The sequence below is a fragment of the Enterobacter sp. MGH 37 genome (assembly GCF_000534515.1).
Lineage (GTDB): Bacteria > Pseudomonadota > Gammaproteobacteria > Enterobacterales > Enterobacteriaceae > Enterobacter > Enterobacter kobei.
In genome coordinates this window covers 105124-127008 of sequence record NZ_KI973205.1, presented here as the reverse complement: position 1 = coordinate 127008, position 21885 = coordinate 105124, and the positions used below count along the sequence as shown (strand labels likewise).

Annotated in this window: 20 protein-coding genes, 1 other RNA gene and 2 pseudogenes; 9 read left to right on the top strand and 14 right to left on the bottom strand. The window is 55.9% G+C overall.

From position 1 onward, the window contains the following. The first annotated feature begins 448 nt into the window (after positions 1-448). The 4 genes from tomB (at position 449) to L383_RS23000 (ending at position 2416) form a co-directional block, all read left to right on the top strand. Positions 449-823: an Hha toxicity modulator TomB gene (gene tomB / locus L383_RS22985; protein WP_008499288.1), complete on the top strand. Its 375-nt coding sequence runs from the start codon at positions 449-451 to the stop codon at positions 821-823. Between the two features lie 27 nt (positions 824-850). Then, on the top strand, positions 851-1069 hold the full coding sequence (locus L383_RS22990; RefSeq protein ID WP_014882802.1) for an HHA domain-containing protein: 219 nt from the start codon (positions 851-853) through the stop codon (positions 1067-1069). A 209-nt stretch (positions 1070-1278) separates the two neighbouring features. Further along, complete coding sequence (gene maa, locus L383_RS22995; protein ID WP_014882801.1) at positions 1279-1830, top strand: maltose O-acetyltransferase; 552 nt, start codon at positions 1279-1281, stop codon at positions 1828-1830. 118 nt (positions 1831-1948) lie between these two features. Beyond that, positions 1949-2416: a YlaC family protein gene (locus tag L383_RS23000; RefSeq protein WP_014882800.1), complete on the top strand. Its 468-nt coding sequence runs from the start codon at positions 1949-1951 to the stop codon at positions 2414-2416. Here L383_RS23000 and L383_RS23005 read toward each other — a convergent pair. Then, positions 2388-3848 (bottom strand): annotated as a pseudogene (locus tag L383_RS23005) (PLP-dependent aminotransferase family protein). The gene L383_RS23000 and the pseudogene L383_RS23005 sit on opposite strands and share 29 nt — an antisense overlap. A gap of 101 nt (positions 3849-3949) precedes the next feature. On the opposite strand from L383_RS23005, the gene L383_RS23010 reads away from it, so the two are divergent. Further along, entirely contained in the window at positions 3950-4660 is a 711-nt protein-coding gene (locus tag L383_RS23010) for a GNAT family N-acetyltransferase (RefSeq protein WP_014882798.1), read from the top strand. On the opposite strand, the gene ykgO is transcribed toward L383_RS23010, so the two are convergent. Together ykgO and L383_RS23020 are read right to left on the bottom strand one after the other, a co-directional pair. Next, on the bottom strand, positions 4657-4797 hold the full coding sequence (gene ykgO / locus L383_RS23015) for a type B 50S ribosomal protein L36 (protein WP_003859006.1): 141 nt from the start codon (positions 4795-4797) through the stop codon (positions 4657-4659). The two genes, L383_RS23010 and ykgO, sit on opposite strands and share 4 nt — an antisense overlap. A gap of 2 nt (positions 4798-4799) precedes the next feature. Continuing rightward, positions 4800-5060 carry a type B 50S ribosomal protein L31 gene (locus L383_RS23020; RefSeq protein WP_010428154.1) on the bottom strand — a complete coding sequence of 87 codons (261 nt, stop codon included), beginning with the start codon at positions 5058-5060 and terminating at the stop codon, positions 4800-4802. 221 nt (positions 5061-5281) lie between these two features. Between L383_RS23020 and L383_RS0123585 the strand changes: the two are divergent. Next, a pseudogene (locus L383_RS0123585) lies at positions 5282-6847 on the top strand (EAL domain-containing protein). A gap of 37 nt (positions 6848-6884) precedes the next feature. On the opposite strand, the gene L383_RS23025 reads toward L383_RS0123585, so the two are convergent. The 3 genes from L383_RS23025 to L383_RS23035 form a co-directional block, all read right to left on the bottom strand. Next, positions 6885-9977 (bottom strand): beta-galactosidase, encoded by a 3093-nt coding sequence (locus L383_RS23025; protein WP_023332244.1) that lies wholly within the window; start codon positions 9975-9977, stop codon positions 6885-6887. A 102-nt stretch (positions 9978-10079) separates the two neighbouring features. Then, on the bottom strand, positions 10080-11150 hold the full coding sequence (locus L383_RS23030; RefSeq protein WP_023332243.1) for a LacI family DNA-binding transcriptional regulator: 1071 nt from the start codon (positions 11148-11150) through the stop codon (positions 10080-10082). Between the two features lie 76 nt (positions 11151-11226). Next, positions 11227-11838 (bottom strand): membrane protein YczE, encoded by a 612-nt coding sequence (locus tag L383_RS23035; protein WP_014882793.1) that lies wholly within the window; start codon positions 11836-11838, stop codon positions 11227-11229. Between the two features lie 87 nt (positions 11839-11925). On the opposite strand from L383_RS23035, the gene L383_RS23040 reads away from it, so the two are divergent. Further along, positions 11926-13347 (top strand): MocR-like transcription factor YczR, encoded by a 1422-nt coding sequence (locus L383_RS23040; RefSeq protein WP_023332242.1) that lies wholly within the window; start codon positions 11926-11928, stop codon positions 13345-13347. Positions 13348-13428: 81 nt separating this feature from the next. Here the strand turns inward: L383_RS23040 and L383_RS23045 are convergent, their stop codons facing one another. From L383_RS23045 to ffs, 3 genes are all read right to left on the bottom strand, one after another. Continuing rightward, complete coding sequence (locus L383_RS23045) at positions 13429-13644, bottom strand: hypothetical protein (protein ID WP_023310588.1); 216 nt, start codon at positions 13642-13644, stop codon at positions 13429-13431. Then, positions 13641-13892: a hypothetical protein gene (locus tag L383_RS23050; RefSeq protein ID WP_023310587.1), complete on the bottom strand. Its 252-nt coding sequence runs from the start codon at positions 13890-13892 to the stop codon at positions 13641-13643. The genes L383_RS23045 and L383_RS23050 overlap by 4 nt, the downstream gene beginning before the upstream one ends. 261 nt (positions 13893-14153) lie before the next feature. Beyond that, positions 14154-14250: signal recognition particle sRNA small type (ffs, locus tag L383_RS24620), an RNA gene on the bottom strand. 170 nt (positions 14251-14420) lie between these two features. Between ffs and L383_RS23055 the strand changes: the two genes are divergently transcribed. Then, positions 14421-14732, top strand: coding sequence for an MGMT family protein (locus tag L383_RS23055; protein WP_014882790.1), 312 nt, complete (start codon positions 14421-14423; stop codon positions 14730-14732). Positions 14733-14765: 33 nt separating this feature from the next. Here L383_RS23055 and L383_RS23060 read toward each other — a convergent pair whose 3' ends face one another. Further along, positions 14766-15293, bottom strand: a complete 528-nt coding sequence (locus L383_RS23060) for a YbaY family lipoprotein (RefSeq protein ID WP_014882789.1) — start codon at positions 15291-15293, stop codon at positions 14766-14768. A 203-nt stretch (positions 15294-15496) separates the two neighbouring features. Between L383_RS23060 and tesB the strand changes: the two genes are divergently transcribed. Then, complete coding sequence (gene tesB, locus L383_RS23065) at positions 15497-16357, top strand: acyl-CoA thioesterase II (protein ID WP_014882788.1); 861 nt, start codon at positions 15497-15499, stop codon at positions 16355-16357. Positions 16358-16452: 95 nt separating this feature from the next. On the opposite strand, the gene amtB is transcribed toward tesB, so the two are convergent. The 4 genes from amtB to L383_RS23085 form a co-directional block, all read right to left on the bottom strand. Then, positions 16453-17739, bottom strand: coding sequence for an ammonium transporter AmtB (gene amtB, locus L383_RS23070; protein WP_023332241.1), 1287 nt, complete (start codon positions 17737-17739; stop codon positions 16453-16455). Positions 17740-17774: 35 nt separating this feature from the next. Next, the gene (glnK, locus tag L383_RS23075; RefSeq protein ID WP_008503304.1) at positions 17775-18113 is read right to left on the bottom strand and encodes a P-II family nitrogen regulator; all 339 of its coding nucleotides are present in this window, start codon (positions 18111-18113) and stop codon (positions 17775-17777) included. Positions 18114-18333: 220 nt separating this feature from the next. Next, positions 18334-20115, bottom strand: coding sequence for a SmdB family multidrug efflux ABC transporter permease/ATP-binding protein (locus L383_RS23080; protein WP_023332240.1), 1782 nt, complete (start codon positions 20113-20115; stop codon positions 18334-18336). After that, complete coding sequence (locus L383_RS23085; protein WP_014882785.1) at positions 20108-21880, bottom strand: SmdA family multidrug ABC transporter permease/ATP-binding protein; 1773 nt, start codon at positions 21878-21880, stop codon at positions 20108-20110. Before L383_RS23085 ends, L383_RS23080 begins: the two co-directional genes overlap by 8 nt. Positions 21881-21885 lie beyond the last annotated feature (5 nt).

The following is a 21885-nucleotide window of genomic DNA, read 5'->3' as shown; positions in this document are numbered from 1 at the left end:
AAATACGCTTATTGTGGTTTTATTTATTTTCTGCCAGCGTAACAGGACATATCATAAATAACGCATAACGTAATCCGAGAATACAGGATTTTTTTAAATTCATTTCTTCGGCCAGAGGGTTAGGAATATTCCTAATTAAAAGTTCGGAAAAACAGAACTCCGGATTTGAACTTTTTCTTCAGGCGCAAACCTAAGCTAATGAAACGTAAGGAAGCTAACAAAACAAGCGTTAATCTGGATAAAAATGTTCCGTTCCGGATGAACATTTGCGTAGAGTCTCGCAGCCTGCGGTTTTATTTGTAATTTTTCGTAATAGCGCGGTGAAATCCAGACAGGAGTGGCTTATAGTTAGGTTATCAGGAACACAGCACTCATGTAGCTAAGTCAGTTGTATCCATCCCGACAATGATGTTCGGTGAGTAATAAATCACTCAGAAGGGGATGCGCTATGGACGAGTACTCGCCAAAACGGCATGATATCGCGCAGTTGAAATTTCTCTGCGAATCCTTGTACCATGACTGCCTTGCCAATCTTGATGAAAGTAACCATGGCTGGGTAAACGATCCAACGTCTGCCATCAATTTACAGTTGAACGAGCTTATCGAGCATATCGCTACCTTCGCACTTAATTATAAAATTAAGTACAATGAAGATAATAAGCTCATTGAGCAAATTGATGAATACCTGGACGACACCTTTATGTTGTTCAGTAGTTACGGCATTAACGCTCAGGATTTGCAAAAATGGCGCAAATCGGGAAACCGACTATTCCGCTGTTTCGTCAACGTGAGCAGAGCTAACCCCGTTAGCCTTTCCTGTTAAAATTATTACAATTACTAAGGTGAATTTATGTCTGAAAAACCACTCACAAAGGTCGATTATTTGATGCGCTTACGTCGTTGTCAGTCAATTGACACCCTCGAACGCGTCATTGAAAAGAATAAATACGAGCTTTCTGATAATGAACTGGCGGTATTTTATTCAGCTGCTGACCATCGCCTCGCTGAGCTAACGATGAATAAGTTATATGACAAAATCCCCACATCCGTGTGGAAATTTGTTCGTTGATCTTTGAAGTGTGTCTGTAGAGTTTCTACGCCACGTTCTAGGCTGTATTTACCTGTCCCGTTATGCTCCCTGTGCGAAAGCCAGGTCTCCGTGTTAAACGCGCTCATCAGCAACAATGTTGTGACGCTGCTCACATCGGCTTTTCGGGAACGTTCCCCTTCTGGCCAGTTGCGATTACCCTTCAGGAATCACATCCAGAGAGGTTTACGATGAGCATTGAAAAACAGAAGATGATTTCAGGTGAACATTACCGCCCGGGTGATGAGACACTACGCGCCGACAGACTGCGGGCACGCCATCTCATCCATCGCTATAACCACACTGCGCCTGATGAAAAAACAGAACGCCAGACCATTCTGGCGGAACTGCTGGGGCAAAGTGAAGGGGCTTATATTGAGCCGAGTTTCCGCTGCGACTATGGATATAACATTTATCTGGGCAAAAACTTTTACGCGAACTTCGATTGCGTGATGCTGGATGTGTGTCCTGTTCATATTGGCGATAACTGTATGCTCGCGCCGGGTGTTCATATTTATACAGCAACCCATCCCCTGGATGCGGAGGAACGTAATAGCGGCGTCGAGTTTGGTAAGCCCGTCACTATTGGCAATAATGTCTGGATTGGCGGACGGGCGGTCATTAACCCAGGCGTTACCCTGGGTGACAACGTGGTCGTCGCTTCCGGTGCCGTCGTGACGAAAGACGTCCCGTCTAATGTCGTCGTTGGGGGTAACCCGGCGAAGATCATCAAAACGCTGTAAGATCCCGGGGGAGTCAACTGTTATGGTCTTTTAGCGCCTGACTGTTACTTTTTTCAGCGGGATGGCTCCCCTAAAATTGGCAGACACCCTGTATTGTCTACACGCATAAAGGCAAAAAATGACCGAGATACAGCGCCTGCTTACCGCCACCATCGACGATCTTAACCTCCGCGAAAAGCGCGATAATCGCCCGCGCTTTAGCATCAGCTTTATCCGCAAACATCCCGGACTGTTTGTCGCAATGTATGCCGCCTGGCTGGCAACGCTTATTGTGATGCTGAAGTCCGAGACGCTGGTGGACTCCGTCTGGCTACTGGTTGTGTTATTTGTCGTCTTTAACGCTTTTTTCTTTTTCGACGTGAATCCCCGCTACCGTTACGAAGATATCGACGTGCTCGATTTCCGGGTCTGCTACAACGGTGAATGGTACAACACGCGTTTCGTGCCTGCGGAGCTTATCGAGAGCATCATGCACTCTCCGGCCGTTGAAACCGTGCAAAAAGAGAAGCTGCAAAAAATGGTTTCCACCAAAGGTCAGCTCTCTTTCTATGATGTCTTTACTCTTTCCCGCCCTGCTGCTGCGTAATTAACGCCTGCAGGCGTCGGATACCCGGCACAAACTGCGAAGCAGAGGTATTGCCATAGCCTAAAACCAGACCGGTTTGCCCTTGCTTCGCCTCCAGGTATTACCCGCTCAGCGCAGCGGGTGCCAGCTGAAATGCCCTCGCCTTCTCCACCAGCCTCTGGTCATCAATACCGTTAATCGTCACCGTCAGGTGCATCCCGCCCTCTCCGGCAAGAATACGGTGAGGGGTGTGAAGCGCTGTGCTCAGCGCCTCGCGCAGCTGGCGGTAACGTTTACGATAAAGCCGCCGCATGGCAGCAAGATGACGGGCATAGTGACCTTCTTCAATGAACAGCGCGAGGGTGCGCTGCTCCGCACGATGCCCGCCGCGCAGCAGCGAGCCAATGGCAGCGCGCGACGCCTTCGCCAGTGCGGGCGGCAGCACCATAAACCCCATTCTGAGTGACGGAAACAACGTTTTGCTGAAGGTTCCGAGATACACAACAGGGGCGTTATTCACCATTCCCAGCATGGCCGGTACGGGCTCACCGGCATAACGGAACTCGCTGTCGTAATCATCTTCAATGATCCATGCGTTGTGCTGTCGGGCCAGCTCCAGCAACGCCAGCCGCCGCCGAGCGCTGAGCACGCTTCCGCAAGGGAACTGATGCGAGGGCGAAGTGAAAATCAGCGTGGGGGAAGGCGCACGCAGCCCTTCCCAGCACATTCCCTCATCATCCACCGGCATTCCCGTCATTGTCAGGCCGGTTTTGACAAAGGCACTTTTGGCCCCGGCATAGCCGGGGTTTTCCACCCAGGCAACATCGCCAGGTTCGCTCAATAGCATCGTGCACAGATTAACCCCTTCAAGCGCCCCTTCGGTTATCACTATCTGGCTGGCGTCGCAGTCAATGCCCCGGGAGAGCGCGAGGTGGCGAGCAATCGCCGCACGAAGCGACGGCTCTCCGGCCGGATCGCCATACCCTAGCAGAGCACTCCCCTCCTCGCGCAGGACGCGATCGTACAATCGCCGCCACAGCGGCAAAGGGAAATAGTTGATGGCTGGCGTTCCCGGCGTAAATGCCATGACCGGAGTATCACGCTGCACCGGCGCAGGCAGCTGAGTGAGCCGTTTTGCCAGCGCGACCTCAGGCACCGGCAATGTCCGGACGCGTGCACGGTGCGCAAATTGTGCCACCTTTGTACCCTGCCGGTTACGCAGCAAATAGCCTTCAAGCGTAAGCTGGTCCAGCGCCGCGTTAACGGTGTTCCGGGAAACCGCAAGCTGCTGCGCCAGCGTGCGCGAGCCGGATAGCTGGCTACCAGACTGAAGTTTCCCGCTGAGGATGGCCTCTCGCAAAGCCAGATAGAGCGCCCGCTGGAGTGTCTCATCCCCACGCTTTTTCAGTGCAGCATGGAGCAAGGTATAAAATTCATCACCCGGTATATTCATCTCATCTCCTTGTGGTACCAACAAAACATAGTCGAGTGGTGCTTTTTAAGGAACCAGCAATTCACTAGTCTGAAGCTCTTTTCAACGTCACGGAAATGAAGATGAAGACATTCAATGAGTTTGGACAACCCGTAGGCGACGCCCTTATCGACTGGCAGCCTCGACCCCATCCGTCCCGGGTGGTGCTGCAGGGGCGTTTTTGTCGGCTTGAACCGCTGCGCGTGGCGCATGCCGAGGCGCTCTTCTCCGCCTATTCCCTGGCCGAAGACACCCGCAGCTGGACGTGGCTGCTGCGCGAACCTGATGCCACGGCCGCTGAATATGCCAAATGGGTGGCGAGCGTGAGTGACTTATCTGACCCGATGCACTTTGCCGTCATTGATAATCAGACCCAGTCTCCGGTGGGAACGCTGGCCCTGATGCGGATCGATCCGAAAAACGGCGTCGTGGAGGTGGGTCACGTTCATTTCTCGCCACTGTTGAGCCGCACGCCAATGTCGACAGAAGCGCAATACCTGCTGATGCGGTACGTGTTTGATACCCTGGGCTATCGGCGATACGAATGGAAGTGCAACAGCCTTAACGCGCCTTCACGCAAAGCCGCACTGCGCCTGGGTTTTCAGTTTGAAGGGCGGTTTCGCCAGGCGCTGGTCATAAAAGGCCGTAACCGGGATACCGACTGGTTTTCGATTCTCGACAAAGAGTGGCCGGCGCTGGCGAGCGCCTTTGAAGGCTGGCTTGCCACCGACAATTTTACCGCCGATGGCAAACAGAAAAGATCCCTGGAAAGCTGGCGAGAAATACGCGCCTAGCGTCTTTTCTTACGCCCCTGAACCGCCTTAAAGCGCGGATTGGATTTGCAAATCACATATAAGCGTCCCTTGCGTTTGACTATCTGGCAATCCGGGTGACGCTGTTTCGCACTGCGCAATGAGTTAAGCACCTGCATCATTACCCCCGCTTCGCATTAAGAAAACCGCCAAAACGCTTACGGAAGCGCGCCGCGCTGCCATCTGTGGAGAACGTTTTTTGCTTACCGGTATAAAACGGGTGCGATTTCGAAGAAACCTCGATGGTGATGTATGGATACGTTTCACCGTCGAGTTCAATTTCGCGGTCAGTTTTAATGGTTGAGCCGACTTTAAAGTATTCATTGGCACTGGTGTCGTGGAATACCACAGTGCGATACGCTGGATGGATATCGGGTTTCATCATCAATCTCTCATGTTTTGTTATAACATAACAAAATAATATCCAGCCCTTGTTGAAAAAACAACCCCCATTTTGCCACTGATATTTTACAGGTTTACCTGAGATAAAATAAAAACCAGGCCGCCCACGTGCTATAACTGTATCATTTCGCGGTAAAATCTTTCTCTTCAGGCAGGGAACTCAGCGTCCGGATTTCGACATATGAGAAAGGAAACGACAGCATGAATACCCGACATCTGGTCAGTCTGGTGACTGGCATACTTATCTTTTCTGTGCTGGTTCCCATTTGCCTGAGCATCTGGCTGGCGCATCGCCAGGCGGAAGAGAAATTTGTCGATGCGCTGGATAACTATGCTTCTCGTGTGCTGATACGAACCGACAGGGTCCTGGCTCAGGCAAAAGATGCGCTTAATCATCTGCAAACGTATGACGGCGTGCCGTGCAGCCCTTCGCATTTGAAAGAGATGCGCCGGGCCGCGTTTTCCTGGCGATATGTCCAGGAAGCGATCTATACCGACAACCTGAAACCACGCTGCTCCTCGCTGGAGCAATCCAGCCATGCCTCCCCCTTCCCCCCACCAACGCGCATTACCCGGGATGGTTACAGCGCATGGCTGACGGCGCAAAACGATCTGTGATTTCACCGCTACATGGTTGTGCTGGGCAAAGGCCGCTACCTTGTCATGATCGATCCTGACTCGCTGGTGGATGTGATCCCTTTCGGGGAAATAGCCATCGACGCCGCCCTGGTCGGAACCGCAACACACCGCATTTTTGCCAGCACTAATCCACTCGCGCCGCATATCCGCGAGATGATTCAGGAACGAGAGGGAGACCGCGTCCAGTACAACGGTTCCATGTACGTGATGAAGCCTGTCCCTGAGTTGGGCTTTACCGTCGTGACCTGGGCTCCGCTCAAACCTTTGGCTGATAACTGGCACAGGCAACTCCTTTTCTGGTTACCGTTTGGCATGTTGATAAGCTTGCTCGCCGCACTGTTTGTCTTGCGGATACTGCGTCGCATCCAGTCGCCCCGCAATCGCCTGCTTGACGCCATTAACAGCCGGGATTTTGTGGTTCACTATCAGCCCATCGTGGCGCTCTGTAGCGGGAAAGTGGTGGGGGCAGAGGCGCTGGCGCGCTGGCCTCAGCCAGATGGCAGCAGCCTCTCGCCGGATATTTTTGTTCCCCTTGCTGAACAAACCGGGCTCATCTCGCAGCTCACGCAGTTAGTCATTGAAAAAGTGTTTGAAGATATGGGCCACTGGTTGCAACACCACCCCGATCAGCATATCTCCATTAATCTCGCCCCTGCCGATTTGACCTCCGGCAAACTGCCACCGTTGCTGAGTCAGTTAATGAATAAATGGCAAATTCACCCCCGACAAATCGCTCTTGAGCTCACCGAACGCGGTTTTGCCGACCCTAAAATCAGCGCCCCGGCTATCGCCGCGCTACGTCATTCCGGTCACCCTGTCTATATTGATGACTTTGGCACGGGCTACTCCAGCCTGAGCTATCTGCAGGATCTCGACGTGGATACGCTCAAAATTGATAAATCGTTCGTGGATGCGCTGGAGTACAAAAACGTCACGCCGCACATTATTGAAATGGCGAAATCGCTGAAGCTGGCGATGGTAGCGGAGGGTGTCGAGACCGAAGGGCAGCTCGCGTGGCTGCACCGTCATGGGGTGCAGTATGGGCAGGGGTGGTTCTACAGTAAGGCGCTGCCAAAGACGGAATTTATTCTGTGGGCTGAAAATAACCTTGGGAAGTATTCTGACTAAGCCCCGCGGACACAAAATATGGCCGCGGGACTGCCCGTCAGACCGCCTTCTGACGCCAGCTGAAGCGATAACGAAGCTGGCGCGTCTGCAGGAGAAATTCCGGCGAGACGCTGGGGCTCCAGGAGTCATCGCCGCCCACGCCCATGTGGAACGCGTCGAGGTTGAGCCAACACCCCGGCTCTTCACGTAACAGGTGGTGATGGGTTGTCTCGCGCAACTGCTGCTGGCTGTAGCGGCTTATTGAGAAGTGGAACCGGCCATTCAGCAGATGCGTTCCTGCCACAAGTTCGCGGGTATCGCAGCGCAAACCATTTTCCGTCGGGAAGATATACGGCGTGTGCATCGCCTCCAGGGGCAATGTCCAGCGCCCCTGCTGTGCCGCCAGCTTTCTGTCCGGGTAATTTTCGTGCGGCCCCAGCCCCAGCCAGTGAACGTTTTCCGGCGCTTCGGCGAGATGAACGCTCAGGCCAATCCGCGCGGGTTCCGGGATATCAGACGCCATATCGACCTGAATATCACCATGCAGAACGCCCTGCTCGTCCACCCGCCAGGTTTTACGGCTCAGGAACAGCGCTTTGCCCTGGTACTCCCAGACATGCAGGGTATTGACCACCACCTCGCGAGCATGCTGCTCTGCATCACAGGACAGTACGCGGGAGGTGAGATCGTACATACCCGCTGCTTTCCAGCGTTCAACCCACGCGTTCGGATCGATTTTCGTCGCTTCGCTCACGCCAATGTCATTATCCAACGGCGCGCGGCTGAAGCTATCCGTCACGGGTGAAATCAACAGTGCCACGCCATCTCGCCACCATTGGGTCAGGTTTCCGGAAGTGCAATCGAACTGCCAGCGCTGCTGCTGATGCGTTATCTCCAGCATGAGGTCATGTTGCGTCAACACGGGAGGTTCGCCCGCAGACACTGTCGGCGCAATAAAGAGAGGAACCGGGAGCGGCCACTGCTCCCACGCGCAGCGATGGCCAGCCGGTGACCACGGCGTTGCCCGCGGCTGGCGAACCTCAACATTCAGCCAAACCTCTCCCGGCCCGGCCTTCAGCGCAGGCAGATCGAGCTCCAGACGCTGGGTGCCCTCGGGAGCCATCGCGAGCGTGACCTCGCCCGCGGCCAGCACCTCTCCATCACGTGCAATCGTCCAGCTCAGCACCTCGTTATCGGTGTGGCGGAACAGGTAGCCGCTTTGCACCTCAATCACCAGCGGAGCAGTGCTCGCCAGCGTAAAGGTAAAGAACTGCTGGGCGCGCTGCGCTTCGTACAGCGCCGGATGCGGGGTTCGGTCGGGGAATACCAGACCATTGAGGCAAAACTGCCGATCGTTCGGCTTATCGCCAAAGTCTCCGCCATACGCCCAGAACGCGTTACCCTTTTCGTCTTGCTTCGTCAGGGCCTGATCGACCCAGTCCCAGACAAACCCGCCCTGCAGGCGAGGATGATTGCGAAACGCCTGCCAGTATTTCGCAAACCCACCAAAGCTGTTGCCCATCGCGTGGGCGTATTCGCAGAGGATCAGCGGACGCGTTTCATCCGGCATGCCGATCCATTTCTTGATTGACCATTTAGGGACTGCCGGGAAAGGCTGATCCTGATCGACCCGGGCGTACATCGGGCAGACAATATCGGTCGCTGCCGTATTCGCCCCGCCGCCTTCATACTGCACCGGGCGAGTCGGGTCGGTGGTTTTCAGCCAGCGGTACAGCGCATCGTGGTTCGCACCGTGGCCGGATTCATTGCCCAGCGACCAGATAATAATCGAAGGATGATTTCGGTCGCGCTGCACCATGCGGGTCACGCGCTCGCTCATGGCAGGTAGCCAGCGCGGATCGTCAGCGAGGCGGCTCATCGGCACCATACCGTGCGTTTCGATATTCGCTTCGTCAACGACGTACAGCCCATAACGATCGCAAAGCCGGTACCACAGCGGATGATTAGGATAGTGCGAGCAGCGCACGGCGTTGAAGTTGTGCTGCTTCATGATTTCGATATCGCGACGCATAGTTGCTTCATCCATCACCTGGCCGTTTTCAGGGTGGTGCTCATGTCGGTTAACGCCGCGGATCAGCAGCGGTTTACCGTTGAGCTTGAGCAGGCCATTGCTGACGTCAACGCGGCGGAAGCCAACGTCGCATGCCTCGACCTCGACCACCTCACCCTGCGGGTTGAGAAGCGCAATCGTCAGGCGATACAGTTCCGGCGTTTCAGCACTCCACAGCGCAGGGTGCTCGACGGGGATCGCCACCGTTAACCGCTCAGCCCAGCCGCCACGCTCGTCCACAATGGCAGAGCCTGGCCGCTGGGTCGCGCTGGCACAGCGTTCACCGTTGCGCCACAGCGTTATCGTGACATCGCACTCCGCGTAGCGAGCGCCTGTCAGCGCGACCGCCACTTTCAGCACCGCGCGGTCCAGCTCAGCGTTCAGGTCCGTCAACACATGGTAATCGGCGATCTGCGTTTCGGGTTTATGCAGCAAAGTGACGTCGCGGAAAATGCCGCTCATCCGCCACATGTCCTGGTCTTCAAGATAACTGCCGTCGCACCAGCGCAGTACCATGACCGCCAGGCGGTTCTCCCCGGCGCGCAGCGCCGCCGAGAGATCGAATTCGGCGGGCAAGCGGCTGTCCTGGGAATAGCCTATCCACTGTCCGTTGCACCAAAGATGAAACGCCGAGTTCACGCCGTCAAAGATAATGCGGGTTTGCCCGCCGTGGAGCCAGGCGTCATCCACCTCAAATGTGAGCGAGTAACATCCGGTTGGGTTCTCTTGTGGAACAAAAGGCGGCGTGACGGGAATGGGATAGGTGACGTTGGTGTAGATGGGCGTGTCAAATCCCTGCATCTGCCAGTTAGACGGCACGGGCATCGCAACGGCGTCCGCGCAATCTTCCGTTACCCATGCCTCCGGGACTTGCTCGGGTGCAGGAAAATAATTAAACCGCCACGCCCCGTTAAGAGAACGTCTGCTGACTGACTCCTCGTCGTTCAGGGCCGAGGATTCATGGCGCCAGCTGTGTAACGGCGCATGAGCCGACAGCCGGTTCCACTGGGTAACGCCGTGGTTTTCCCAGTCCCGTCGGGCCAGAATGGCACCGAGCGTCGGTGATAAAGTGTTGGGCATACTAACCTCTTTGCGAAGCGCTCACAATTTTGGTTAACATGCCCTGTCACTGAGCTAGGGTAAAGCATTCCATCGCGGAGCAGCGAGTCAGATCACAAAGTTTTATTTACGCGCAAGCTGCTCTGCCAGGAGAGCCAGGCGTCTGAGCTGCTGCGCCAGATCCTCTTGCTCGGCCTGCTGCGGATGGCGGCGCGCGGTGGAGTGACGGATCACCAGCGTAACCGGCAGCTGAACCTGCCAGCAGTCATCGCCCTGGAGGGGGTCCAGCAGCCACGTCACGCTGCGTTCGCCCGCCTGGCGAAACGCCTGGCGAACGGTCGTCAGCGGCGGCGAAAACCAGGCACTGTCGGCCGTATCGTCAAACCCGACTACCGATAGCTGGCCAGGGATCGCTACCCCTTTTTCCGCGCAGGCGCGCATCACCCCAAGCGCCATTTGATCGTTCGCCACCAGAATCGCCTCCGGTAATACCGTACCCGACAGCAGCATATGCCCTTTTTCATAACCGCTGGCCGCGCTCCAGTCACCGTATTCCACGGCAACCGCGTCAAGGCCGGCCTGTGCCAGCGTCGCTTGCCATCCGGCCAGACGCGCACGCGCAGAGACCGAGCTTTCCGGTCCGCTCAACAAAGCAATATGCTGATGCCCCAGCGAAAGCAGATGCTCAACGCCCAGACGCGCCCCCTCCTCTGCGTTAAACACGAGGCTGTTTACCTGCGCTGAGGGCGATACATCCAGAAACAGCACCGGAACGGGCGATGCCAGCGCCCTGAGCTGTTCGGCGTGAGGATCGTCAAGCGGCACATTGACCAGCAGTGCTTCCACCCGCTGCGCCAGCAACGCCTGAAGCGCGGCCTGACACTGGTGCGGTTGCTCTACCATGGAAATGAGGACACTCGCCCCCTGTTCCGCTGCCCGGGATTTTACCGCCGAGACGATTTGTGAAGGCGCGTGCAGCGCCAGATCGGTCGTAATAAGACCCAGCGTACGGGTGCGTTTACCCGCCAGCTGTTGTGCCCGCAAGTTAGGCACATAGTGCAGTTCCGCCATTGCCTGCTGCACCTTTTCCCGCGTGCGGGCAGAGACATGCTCCGCGTCGTTAATCACGCGGGAAACGGTCTGATAAGAAACCCCCGCAAGGGAGGCGACATCATAGAGAGTGATTGCTTTCATGCATTCTGGCATCGCGATAGTCGAAGCGACTATTCTGCCACAGCGATGCCGTTAAAACATGTGAGCGCTTCGCAAATTAAACAACCCGTTCCGGCTGAGGAACGTTCTCATTGCGCGACTTCTGGCGGAACCAGGGCATACAGAGCTGAATAAGCGGACCAATGGTCAGGGCATACAGTACGGTTCCTACGCCAAACGTACCGCCAAGCACGCACCCAATCAGCAGGACGGACACTTCGATTGTGGTTCGCACGCTGCGAATGGACCAGCCCAGCCGGGCGTGAATGCCTGTCATCAGACCATCGCGCGGGCCGGGCCCGAAACCGGCACCAATGTACATACTGGTGGCAATCGCGTTCATCACAATGCCCGATACCAGGAAAGCGATTCGCACAGGTAACGAACTTAGCTCGGGGATGAGCGCCATGCTGGCGTCTGCCGCCAGACCGATACAAATCACGTTACTGATCGTGCCGAGTCCGGGCATCTGGCGCAGGGGGATCCACAGCAGCAGCACCGCAGCGCCGGTCAAAATGATCACCGTCCCGATACTCATCCCCAGCTGTAGCCCGACGCCAAGGTGAAATACATCCCACGGATCAACCCCCAGATCCGAGCGAATAAACATCGTGGTAGAGAGGCCATACAGACCCAAACCGACATAAAGTTGTAGCAGACGACGTACCATTTTTTATCTTCTCCCGATAACCAGGCTTTCATCCTGACCTAAAATGGCACTATGATTAATGTCCAGTTTTCAAATAGTGGACTGCATATGTCATCACGCCGCTTTGGAAGTCAGTCTCTGGTACGCCTTTTAGGCCACTGGCAGCAAGCTTCATCCCGCACCCCGCTCTGGCGCCAGCTGGCTGACGCGTTGCGTCTGTTAATCCTTGATGGCCGACTGGCATTAAATACGCGACTGCCGGGTGAGCGTGAGCTGGCTACGGCGCTGGACGTGAGCCGGACCACCGTCAGCAGCGCCCTCGCCCATCTGCGCGAGGAGGGATATCTTGAAAGCCGCCACGGCAGCGGGTCGCGCGTGATCCTCCCGGATACGCGCGCCGTTCCTACCCTTTCAGCGGCGAGTGCCGCACTGGATCTCTCCACTGCCGCCCTCAATGCCGGGCCAGAGATCCACCAGGCTTATACCCACGCGCTGACGGCTATTACCCAGCACCTCTCGCTGACGGGCTACGACCAGCTTGGGCTGCCTGCGCTTCGGGAAGCTATAGCGGCACGCTATACCGAACGGGGTCTTCCCACCCGCGCAGACGAAGTCATGGTGGTCAACGGTGCCGTCAGCGGTTTTGCGCTGATATTGCGGATGTTAACCGGGCCGGGAGATCGCGTCGTGGTCGATCACCCTACCTATCCGCTGGCGATTGCCGCCATTCAGGGGGCGCAGTGCCGGCCCGTTGGGGTGTCGCTGCCGGATACAGGCTGGGACACGGATGGTTTTGCCGCCACGCTTGCCCAGACTGCACCGCGCCTGGCTTACCTGATGCCTGATTTTCACAACCCAACCGGGCGTTGTATGGATATCGCTACCCGTCAGGCGATCGCCGATATTGCCGCACAAACCCGCACGACGCTGGTTGTAGATGAAACGATGGTCGATCTCTGGTTTGACTCGCCCCCACCGCAACCGCTGGCATCATTTAACCGGGAGGCAACCGTCATGACATTAGGCTCCGCCGGAAAAAGCTTCTGGGGCGGGCTGCGTCTCGGCTGGATCCGCGCCTCTTCACGTACCATCGCCACCCTCGCCCAGACGCGAGATACGCTTGATCTGGGCTCGCCGCTGCTGGAGCAACTGGCGACGCTGTGGCTTATCAACAATAGCGAACGTTTTCTGCCCGCTCGCCGCAAGATGCTTGCGGAACGGCGCGATCGATGCAGTGAACTGCTGCGTGAACATTTTCCCGAGTGGCGATTCCATGAGGCGGAAGGCGGACTTTCTTACTGGATCGAACTTCCCGACATGCTGGCGACACAGCTTGCCGCGCGGGCAGAAATCATCGGGATTAACCTGGGAACGGGCACACGGTTTGGCTTATCGGGGGCGTTTGACCGCTTTTTGCGCATGCCCTTCTCGCTGGAGCCAGCGGAAATGGAAGCGGCGTTACTGCGGATTAAACCCTTATGGCGTGCATTACATTCAAATGAGCCAGCCATCAAACGCAGTCTGGTTTAAGAATAAAAAGTTTGAAGGGGATCATAAAATAAAAACTGCTGACTGTAATATATGCAGTCAGCAGTTTTCACTGGACAACAATTAATGTTGCGGAGGAATAGGGAAACCTTTCAGCGAAATAACGAAGTTATCACCGTCTTTCTTTATTTTTGCACCGGTATCACACCAGTCAGACGCAATACGAAAGAACTCATCGCTTCCAACATTCCAGCCAAGACGTACATGCTTCACATAGCCTGAGCGCAAGAGATCGCAGGCCTCGTTGTAGTCACTGGCAGTTGACAGTTGTTGTTTCATTTTCTCTTCTTCAGAAGTTTACGTAGTGCTTTGATTTCTTTAGGAGTAAAAGGAGAAACACTCTCTTCTTCCGTATGCTGATTATCAATATCTTCTTCCGATACTCCCGCCTCTTCTACTGCTTCAAACGCCAGCAGCAGCAGTTTCTCTGTGGTCACGCTTAAATTCTCGTTATTCACTTCCGCATAGTGGCGAAGCCTTTCTTTTAGCGCGTCGTCAATTTTAACATTTAAAACCGCAGTAGCCATGTTTGTCACTTCCCTTCGGAATAAGTACTTTATGTAATACACGAAGTTAACACTGTTATCCAGATTTATATTTTTTTGAATTTTGGTGTTAAATAGACGTCCAATTATAAAATGCCAGTCTATTATTACAGGTTTATGACAATAATATTTCAGCACGATGAAATATATATTACAGCGTCTAGGCGTTATAGTATTGTGGAATAATGACTACAGAGAGAGGTAACGCAGGAAGGTTTGTACGAGGCCGTAAATGGGTGGGGGCCCTGCCAGCTACATCCCGGCACCCACGTCGTCTGCCCTGGCTGCTTCCTTCCGGACCTGACCTGGTGAACAGAGTAGCGTTGCGGGAGAACCAACAGAGCCCCCATTGAGAGCGTTGATAACCAACGCGCTGGCGCATTATCCCTGTGCGAAGACCCAATTGCAAGCGACCCGGAACCGGATGCTGGTTTATTGCGCAAACAGACGCAGCAATCAGGGCTATCTTCGTTTAACATGGCTGTTCAGATGATCCCCGCAGGTGCAGGTATGGACGAACACGACTCCTTTCCCCAGCGCGTATGGCAAATTGTGGCCTCAATCCCGGAAGGCTACGTCACAACCTATGGTGATGTCGCACAGCTGGCCGGTTCACCGCGCGCGGCGCGACAGGTAGGCGGCGTTCTTAAACGGCTGCCGGAAGGAAGCACGCTGCCCTGGCATCGCGTGGTGAATCGTCATGGTGCCATCTCGCTGACCGGACCGGATCTCCAGCGTCAGCGCCAGGCATTACTGTCAGAGGGTGTGCAGGTATCGGGATCGGGACAGATTGATTTGCAAAAGTACCGCTGGGTGTACTAACCCCTCCCCCGAAGGAGAGGGTGATAGCAACAATTACATCTGGGTCGGTGGGGTTGGCAGGGACGGCTGATTGGTCTGTGGAGCAACCGGCACTTCGGTTTGCTGTACGGGAACCAGATTCAGGTCGACTTTAGTCCCACCGTGGTTAATGGCTTCCTGAACCGTATCGGTAATAAAGACCAGCTTATCGTTGATCGTTACCGCGGCACTCAGCAGGATACGGGCATTCGGCTGCACGTCTGACGGGTTATATGGCAGGACGAAGCTAAATGGCGCCTGCTTACCTTCAGTACGAACCGCACGCTGAGCCAGGACTTTCGACGGCGCGTCGGCCAGAGAAGCATCAGACAGCGTTACCGTTAATACCGCATCCGGCGGCAAAGCGACTCTCTGTTTGATCCAGATGGTACCGGAAACATTAGGCTGCTGAATGGATTGCTGTGAAAGGGTATTAATCCCGTTCGGATCGGCTGCAGGTACCGGCACCTGGGCGCTCTTACCGGCACAGGCGGACAACGCCACCGCAATAGCTACACCACTTAGCATAGGCACGAGTTTCATTGAAGTCTCCTTATCATCAATGCACCAGCGGGATCGATCCCATCCGATGTCGTTTCAATCACATAACGTATTCAAGTGTGGCACAGATCACCGATTAATGCCTGAAAACGTGCCGATATTAAGATTATTCTACCCATCGGACCACTTACATTTCTGCGTTATACTCTGCCTATCTTTCGCTACGGCGTTTATTGAGGACAACTATGAGTCAGGCACTGAACAATCTGCTGACATTACTGAATCTGGAAAAAATTGAGGAAGGACTCTTTCGCGGACAGAGTGAAGATTTAGGCTTGCGCCAGGTCTTCGGTGGGCAAGTCGTTGGACAAGCGCTGTACGCGGCAAAGGAGACCGTCCCGGCAGACCGTCTGGTGCATTCGTTCCACAGCTATTTCTTACGCCCTGGCGATAGCGCAAAACCGATTGTGTATGATGTTGAAGTTCTGCGTGACGGTAATAGTTTCAGTGCCCGCCGCGTGGCGGCCATTCAGAACGGTAAGCCCATCTTCTATATGACCGCCTCGTTCCAGGCACCGGAACCGGGATACGAGCATCAGAAAACGATGCCGCCGGCACCGTCGCCAGACACGCTCAAATCAGAGACCGATATCGCCCGTGCGCTGGCGCATCTGCTTCCGCCACAGGTCAAAGAGAAATTTCTGTGCGATAAACCGCTGGAGATCCGCCCCGTCGAGTTCCATAACCCGATGAAGGGTCACACCGCCGAGCCGAAGCGCCAGGTCTGGATCCGCGCCAACGGTACCGTGCCGGAAGATTTCCGCGTGCATCAGTATCTGCTCGGGTATGCGTCAGATTTTAACTTTCTGCCGGTGGCACTGCAGCCGCACGGCGTCGGGTTCCTCGAAAAAGGGATGCAGGTCGCGACCATCGACCACTCCATGTGGTTCCACCGTCCCTTCAACATGAATGAGTGGCTGCTTTACAGCGTGGAGAGTACGTCGGCATCGAGCGCTCGCGGGTTTGTGCGTGGAGAGTTTTATACGCAGGACGGCGTGCTGGTCGCTTCAACGGTGCAGGAAGGGGTAATGCGTAATCGCGGTTAATAACGTGCGGCCTGATGCCCTCACCCTGGCCCTCTCCCACAGGGAGAGGGAATAAACATTAAAAACGGCAATCGAGATTGCCGTTTTGCTGTTGGTTATGCGTTATACGCATTCTCACCGTGGCTGTTCACATCCAGACCTTCGCGCTCCTGCTCTTCCGGTACGCGCAGACCCACAGTCATGTCCGCCAGCTTGTAGCCAATAAAAGCGACAACGGCAGACCACACCACAGTGATAGCAATACTTTCCAGCTGCACCAGTACCTGATGAGCCATAGTGACACCTTCTGCATAGCCCACGCCACCCAGCGATTTCGCGGCGAAGATACCGGTCATGATACAGCCGACGATGCCGCACACACCGTGCACACCAAATACATCGCAAGGGTCATCAACGCGCAGCACGCGTTTCAGTGCCGTAACGCCCCACAGACCTGCAAGACCTGCAACCAAACCTACCAGCAGCGCACCACCGACACCCACATAACCACAGGCAGGCGTGATACCGACCAGGCCCGCGATTGCGCCAGAACAGGCACCCAGCAGGGAAGGTTTACCGCGCACCGCCCACTCACCGAAGACCCAGGAGAGGATCGCACCGGCTGTGGCCACGACGGTGTTCACGAAGGCCAGCGCGGCGATTTCGTTTGCTGCGCTTGCAGACCCGGCGTTGAAGCCAAACCAGCCAAAGTAGAGGATCGCGGTACCGGTAAAGACCATCGGCAGGTTGTGCGGTTTGAACGCTTCTTTACCGAAGCCCACGCGTTTGCCGATCAGGTATGCGCCAACCAGACCCGCTACCGCGGCGTTGATATGTACGACGGTACCGCCCGCGAAGTCCAGCGCGCCGTGCGTTGCCAGCAGACCGCCGCCCCAGACCATGTGCGCAATCGGCACATAGGAGAGCGTCAGCCAGACCACCACAAAGATCAGAACGGCAGAGAAACGAATACGCTCGGCCAGCGCGCCTACAATCAGCCCGACGGTGATGCAGGCGAACGAGCCCTGGAACGCAACGTGAATATACTGGTAGAAGCTGCCCATCAGCGCGGTCAGCTCAATATTTTTCAGCATCACCCAGTCAAAGTTACCGAAGAAGGCGTTGCCGGTGCCAAAGGCCAGCGAGTAACCGTAAACCACCCACAGCACGCAGACCAGTGCGAAGGTCACGGCTACCTGGGTCAGCATGGAGAGAACGTTTTTGCCACGGATCAGACCGCCGTAGAACAGGGCAATCCCCGGAATTGACATGAACAGCACCAGCGCGGTGCTGATCATCATAAAGGCGTTATCGGCTTTATCTGCCACCGCAGGGGCAGCCAGCGCGAGGCCCGGCAGCAGTGCCAGCGAACCCAGACCCGTTTTAAGTGTTGCTATCTTCATTTTCTCGATCCCTATCACTGTGTGCCAGGAGTTACTTACAGTGCCGCTTCGTCAGATTCGCCGGTACGAATGCGAATGACGCGCTGCAGTTCGGCAACGAAAATTTTGCCGTCGCCAATTTTGCCTGTATAGGCCGCTTTGCTAATGACATCAATGACTTCATCAAGCTGATCGTCAGCAATCGCGACATCAATTTTTACTTTTGGCAGAAAGTTAACGCTGTATTCCGCCCCGCGGTAAAGCTCGGCATGACCCTTCTGACGACCAAAGCCTTTCACTTCGGTGACAGTCAGTCCCTGAATACCCATGGAAGACAACGCTTCACGCACGTCTTCGAGTTTGAATGGTTTGATTACAACCGTAACCAGCTTCATAGATCCCCTCCAGTCAGAATTCGGTAATGGCCGCAGCTTACGCAGAAGGTATTGCAAGGGGTGTGCCAGAAATGAAAACCAGAAGGAACTGCGGTGCAAAGAGCGCTACACGGCCTTGATAAACGAACCGGTGAAAAAAAACGCACCATGCCGGTGCAGGGTGCGTTTCCGTTTTGCACCAACAGGAATGACTGTTAGCGCGTCGCCTCATTTTGGTGCATCAGGCGCTCAGCGATTCTTCCTCACGCACGCTGGCCGCCAGCTCTTCGCCTGCCAGCTGAAGCTGATACATCTGCCAGTAACGTCCCTTGGCTTCCAGCAGTTCACGGTGCGTACCCCGTTCAACGGCCTGGCCGCGATGTAGCACCAGAATGGTATCGGCATCAACGATGGTGGAAAGACGGTGGGCAATCACCACCAGCGTCGTATGGTCACGCACGGCCGACAGCGCCTGCTGAATGGCCTGCTCGGTACCGGAGTCAATACTGGCTGTCGCTTCATCCAGAATCAGAACCTGCGGCGTTTCAATCAGCACCCGCGCCAGGGCGAGGAGCTGTTTTTGCCCGACGGAGAGGTTGTTCCCCTGCTCGCCCAGCTTCGTATTGATCCCCTCACTAAACCCGCGCGCCAGATCCGCCAGCTGCACTTTTTCCAGTACCTCCCAGACCTGCTCCTGCGTGTAGTCCCGCCCCAGGGTCACGTTCGCATAGAAGGTATCGGCCAGGACGACCGGATCCTGCTGCACCATCGCGACGCCTTTACGCAACACGTTGTGGCTAAGAGACGCGAGCGGACGTCCGTCGATCCGGATTTCACCGTGCGTAACCGGGTAGTACCCCATTAACAGGCTGGCGAGGGTACTCTTACCGCTTCCCGTATGGCCCACCAGCGCCACGAAACCACGCGACGGAACATCAAGTGAGATATCCTGTAACACCAGCCGGTCTTCGCGATAGGCAAACGAGACATTATCAAAATCAATGGCACCGCTTAGCAAAGGTCGCTCATCGTTGCCGTAGGCCTGTCGCGGCCTGTCCATCAGCTCGAACACACGCTCACCGGCGACCACCGCCTGTTGCAGCATAGACTGCTGGGTGGTGAGCTCGATCAGCGGTTCGTTAAGGCGCCCCAGATAGCTAATAAAGGCGTACAGCACCCCCACTTCAATCGTACCGTTAGCGCTCAGTCCAAACAGCATCAGGAGACCGCAAAGCACCAGCGCAGAGAAAAGGCTCAGCAGCGGACGCAGCAGAAAACCGTCAAGCCGCAGCGTCTGCATGCGTGCCATATAGTGCGAGCGGCTGGCTTCGCCCATCCGTTCACCAAAGCGCGCCTGCTGGCGGAACTGCTGGATAACGCTCATGCCGTTGATGACTTCGTTGAAGCCATCGTTGATGTCGGCCAGATAGGCTCGTACACGACGCACGATTGGCGTGCTGTAGCGCTGGTAGATGACCATGACGATCAGCACCGCCGGGAAGATCGTGATCGCCACCAGCGCCATGCGCCAGTCGAGACTGAACATTGCCACCAGCATCGCACCAATCAGCGCCGCGCTGCGGAGCACCGTCGCCACCACGGTGACGTACAGATCGCGGATCACCTCGGTATCGTTGGTTACCCGGGAGATAACCTGCCCGACCGGCTGAATATCAAACTCGCTGAGCGGCTGGCGAAGCGCGGCGTCCATTACATCCGTGCGCAGCTGCTGAACGACACCGACGGCTGCGCGGTTAAACAGCAGCGACTGCGCATAGTGCAGCCCTGCAGCCGTCAGCTGTAACCCAACGTAAGCGACGCCTAAACCCGCCACCAGCCCCAGGGGCAGGTAGCTTTTGGCGACCATATTGTCGATAAAGTAACTGATGAGCAGCGGCCCGCTCACTTCTGCAATCGCCGCTATCCAGAGTAAAAGCACGGCCACGGACAGCGGTTTACGCCACGGCGAGCCGTAGGCCAGCAGACGTTTGAGCGTCGGCCACATCGTTCCGAGCTTACGCATTAGCGGCCTCCTCATTCTGTTCGGGGGCATCGTCCAGCGCCGCTTCAAGCTGTTGATAGCGATACATATCGCGATACCAGCCCGGTTGCTCAACAAGATTTTCATGCTGCCCGCGCTGGGCAATGTGCCCGTGCTGCAATACCAGAATTTCGCTGGCTTCGGTCAGCGCCGACAAACGGTGAGCGCTGATAATCACCGTGCGACCGTCACCCCACTGACGCAGGTTATGCAGGATCTGGTGCTCGGTACGGCCATCCACAGCGGAGAGCGCATCATCCAGGATCAGGATTTCGGCATTCAGCAGCAGCGCACGGGCAATCGAAATACGCTGTTTCTGCCCGCCGGACAGCATGACGCCACGCTCCCCGACTTCCGTTTCGTACCCCTGCGGCAGACGCAAAATATCATCATGCACGCTGGCTAAACGCGCCACATGCTCGATCTCCTCCTGCGTCGCCGCAGGGCATCCGAGGGCGATGTTATTCGCCACGGTGTCCGAAAATAAAAACGGCGTCTGGCTGACCACCGCCAGGCGGCCACGCCACTCATCCAGCAGCAGGTTCTTCAGGGGGATATCATGGAAACGAATATCCCCTTCGGTGACGTCAAAGTGGCGCTGGAGCAGAGAGAGGACGGTACTTTTTCCGGCCCCCGTCGGACCACAAATACCCAACATCTGGCCGGGCTGAAGCGTAAAGCTGACGTTCTCCAGTACCGGATGCGCCGTCTGCGGATAGACAAATTGACGGACGTCGACCTTCGTCACGCCGCGCCCTTCCGGGACCGCTTCGCTGCCGTCAGTCACCACCGGCGCTTCGGCCAGCATGGCGCGAATGCGGCTGTAGGCGGCGCTGCCCCGCTCCACAATGTTGAACATCCAGGCTAAAGCCAGCATCGGCCAGATCATCAGCCCGAGATACATCGCAAAACTGGTCAATTGTCCCAGGGTTAACGTCCCCTGTACCACCATCCAGCTACCGCCTCCGATAGCCAGCAGGTTGGCCATGCCAATCGCAACATAGATTGTCGGGTCAAAACGGGCGTCAATGCGCGCGACGCGCATGTTCTTCGCCCCCGTGTCTGCCGCATCGGCGGCAAACAGCGCGGACTGCCGGTCCTCCAGACCAAAGGCTTTGATCATGCGAATGCTGGTCATGCTCTCCTGGGTGCGATCGTTCAGAGACGAAAATGCCGCCTGCGCCAGTTTGAAGCGCTCGTGCAGCTGTTCGCCGTAGCGATTGATCGCCAATGCCATCAGCGGCATCGGCAGCAGCGCCAGAAGGGTCAACTGCCAGCTGATCTGCGTGGACATGACAATCAATACCGCACAGCCCATCACCAGCGAGTCCACCAGCGTTAATACCCCTTCTCCGGCGGCGAAGACCACGCGATCGACATCGTTCGTGGCACGGGCGATGAGGTCCCCGGTGCGATGGCGCAGATAAAATTCGGGATGCTGTCGGCTCAGCTGGCGGTAAAAATCTTCACGCAGCTCAACGGCCAACTGATAGGACGCACCAAACAGCAGCACGCGCCAGACGTAGCGCAGGAGATAAACAATGACGGCCGTCAGCACCAGCGTGCCGACCCACATCAACACCCGTGCGGTGGTGTAATGCTGTTCGGTGACGCCATCCACGACGTACCCCACCACTTTCGGCGGGATCAGCTGCAGAATGGCAATGATAATAAGCAGGGCCACTGCACCGAGGTAGCGTTGCCACTCCCGACGAAAGTACCAGCTTAATTGGGCAAATAATCGCACGCGGT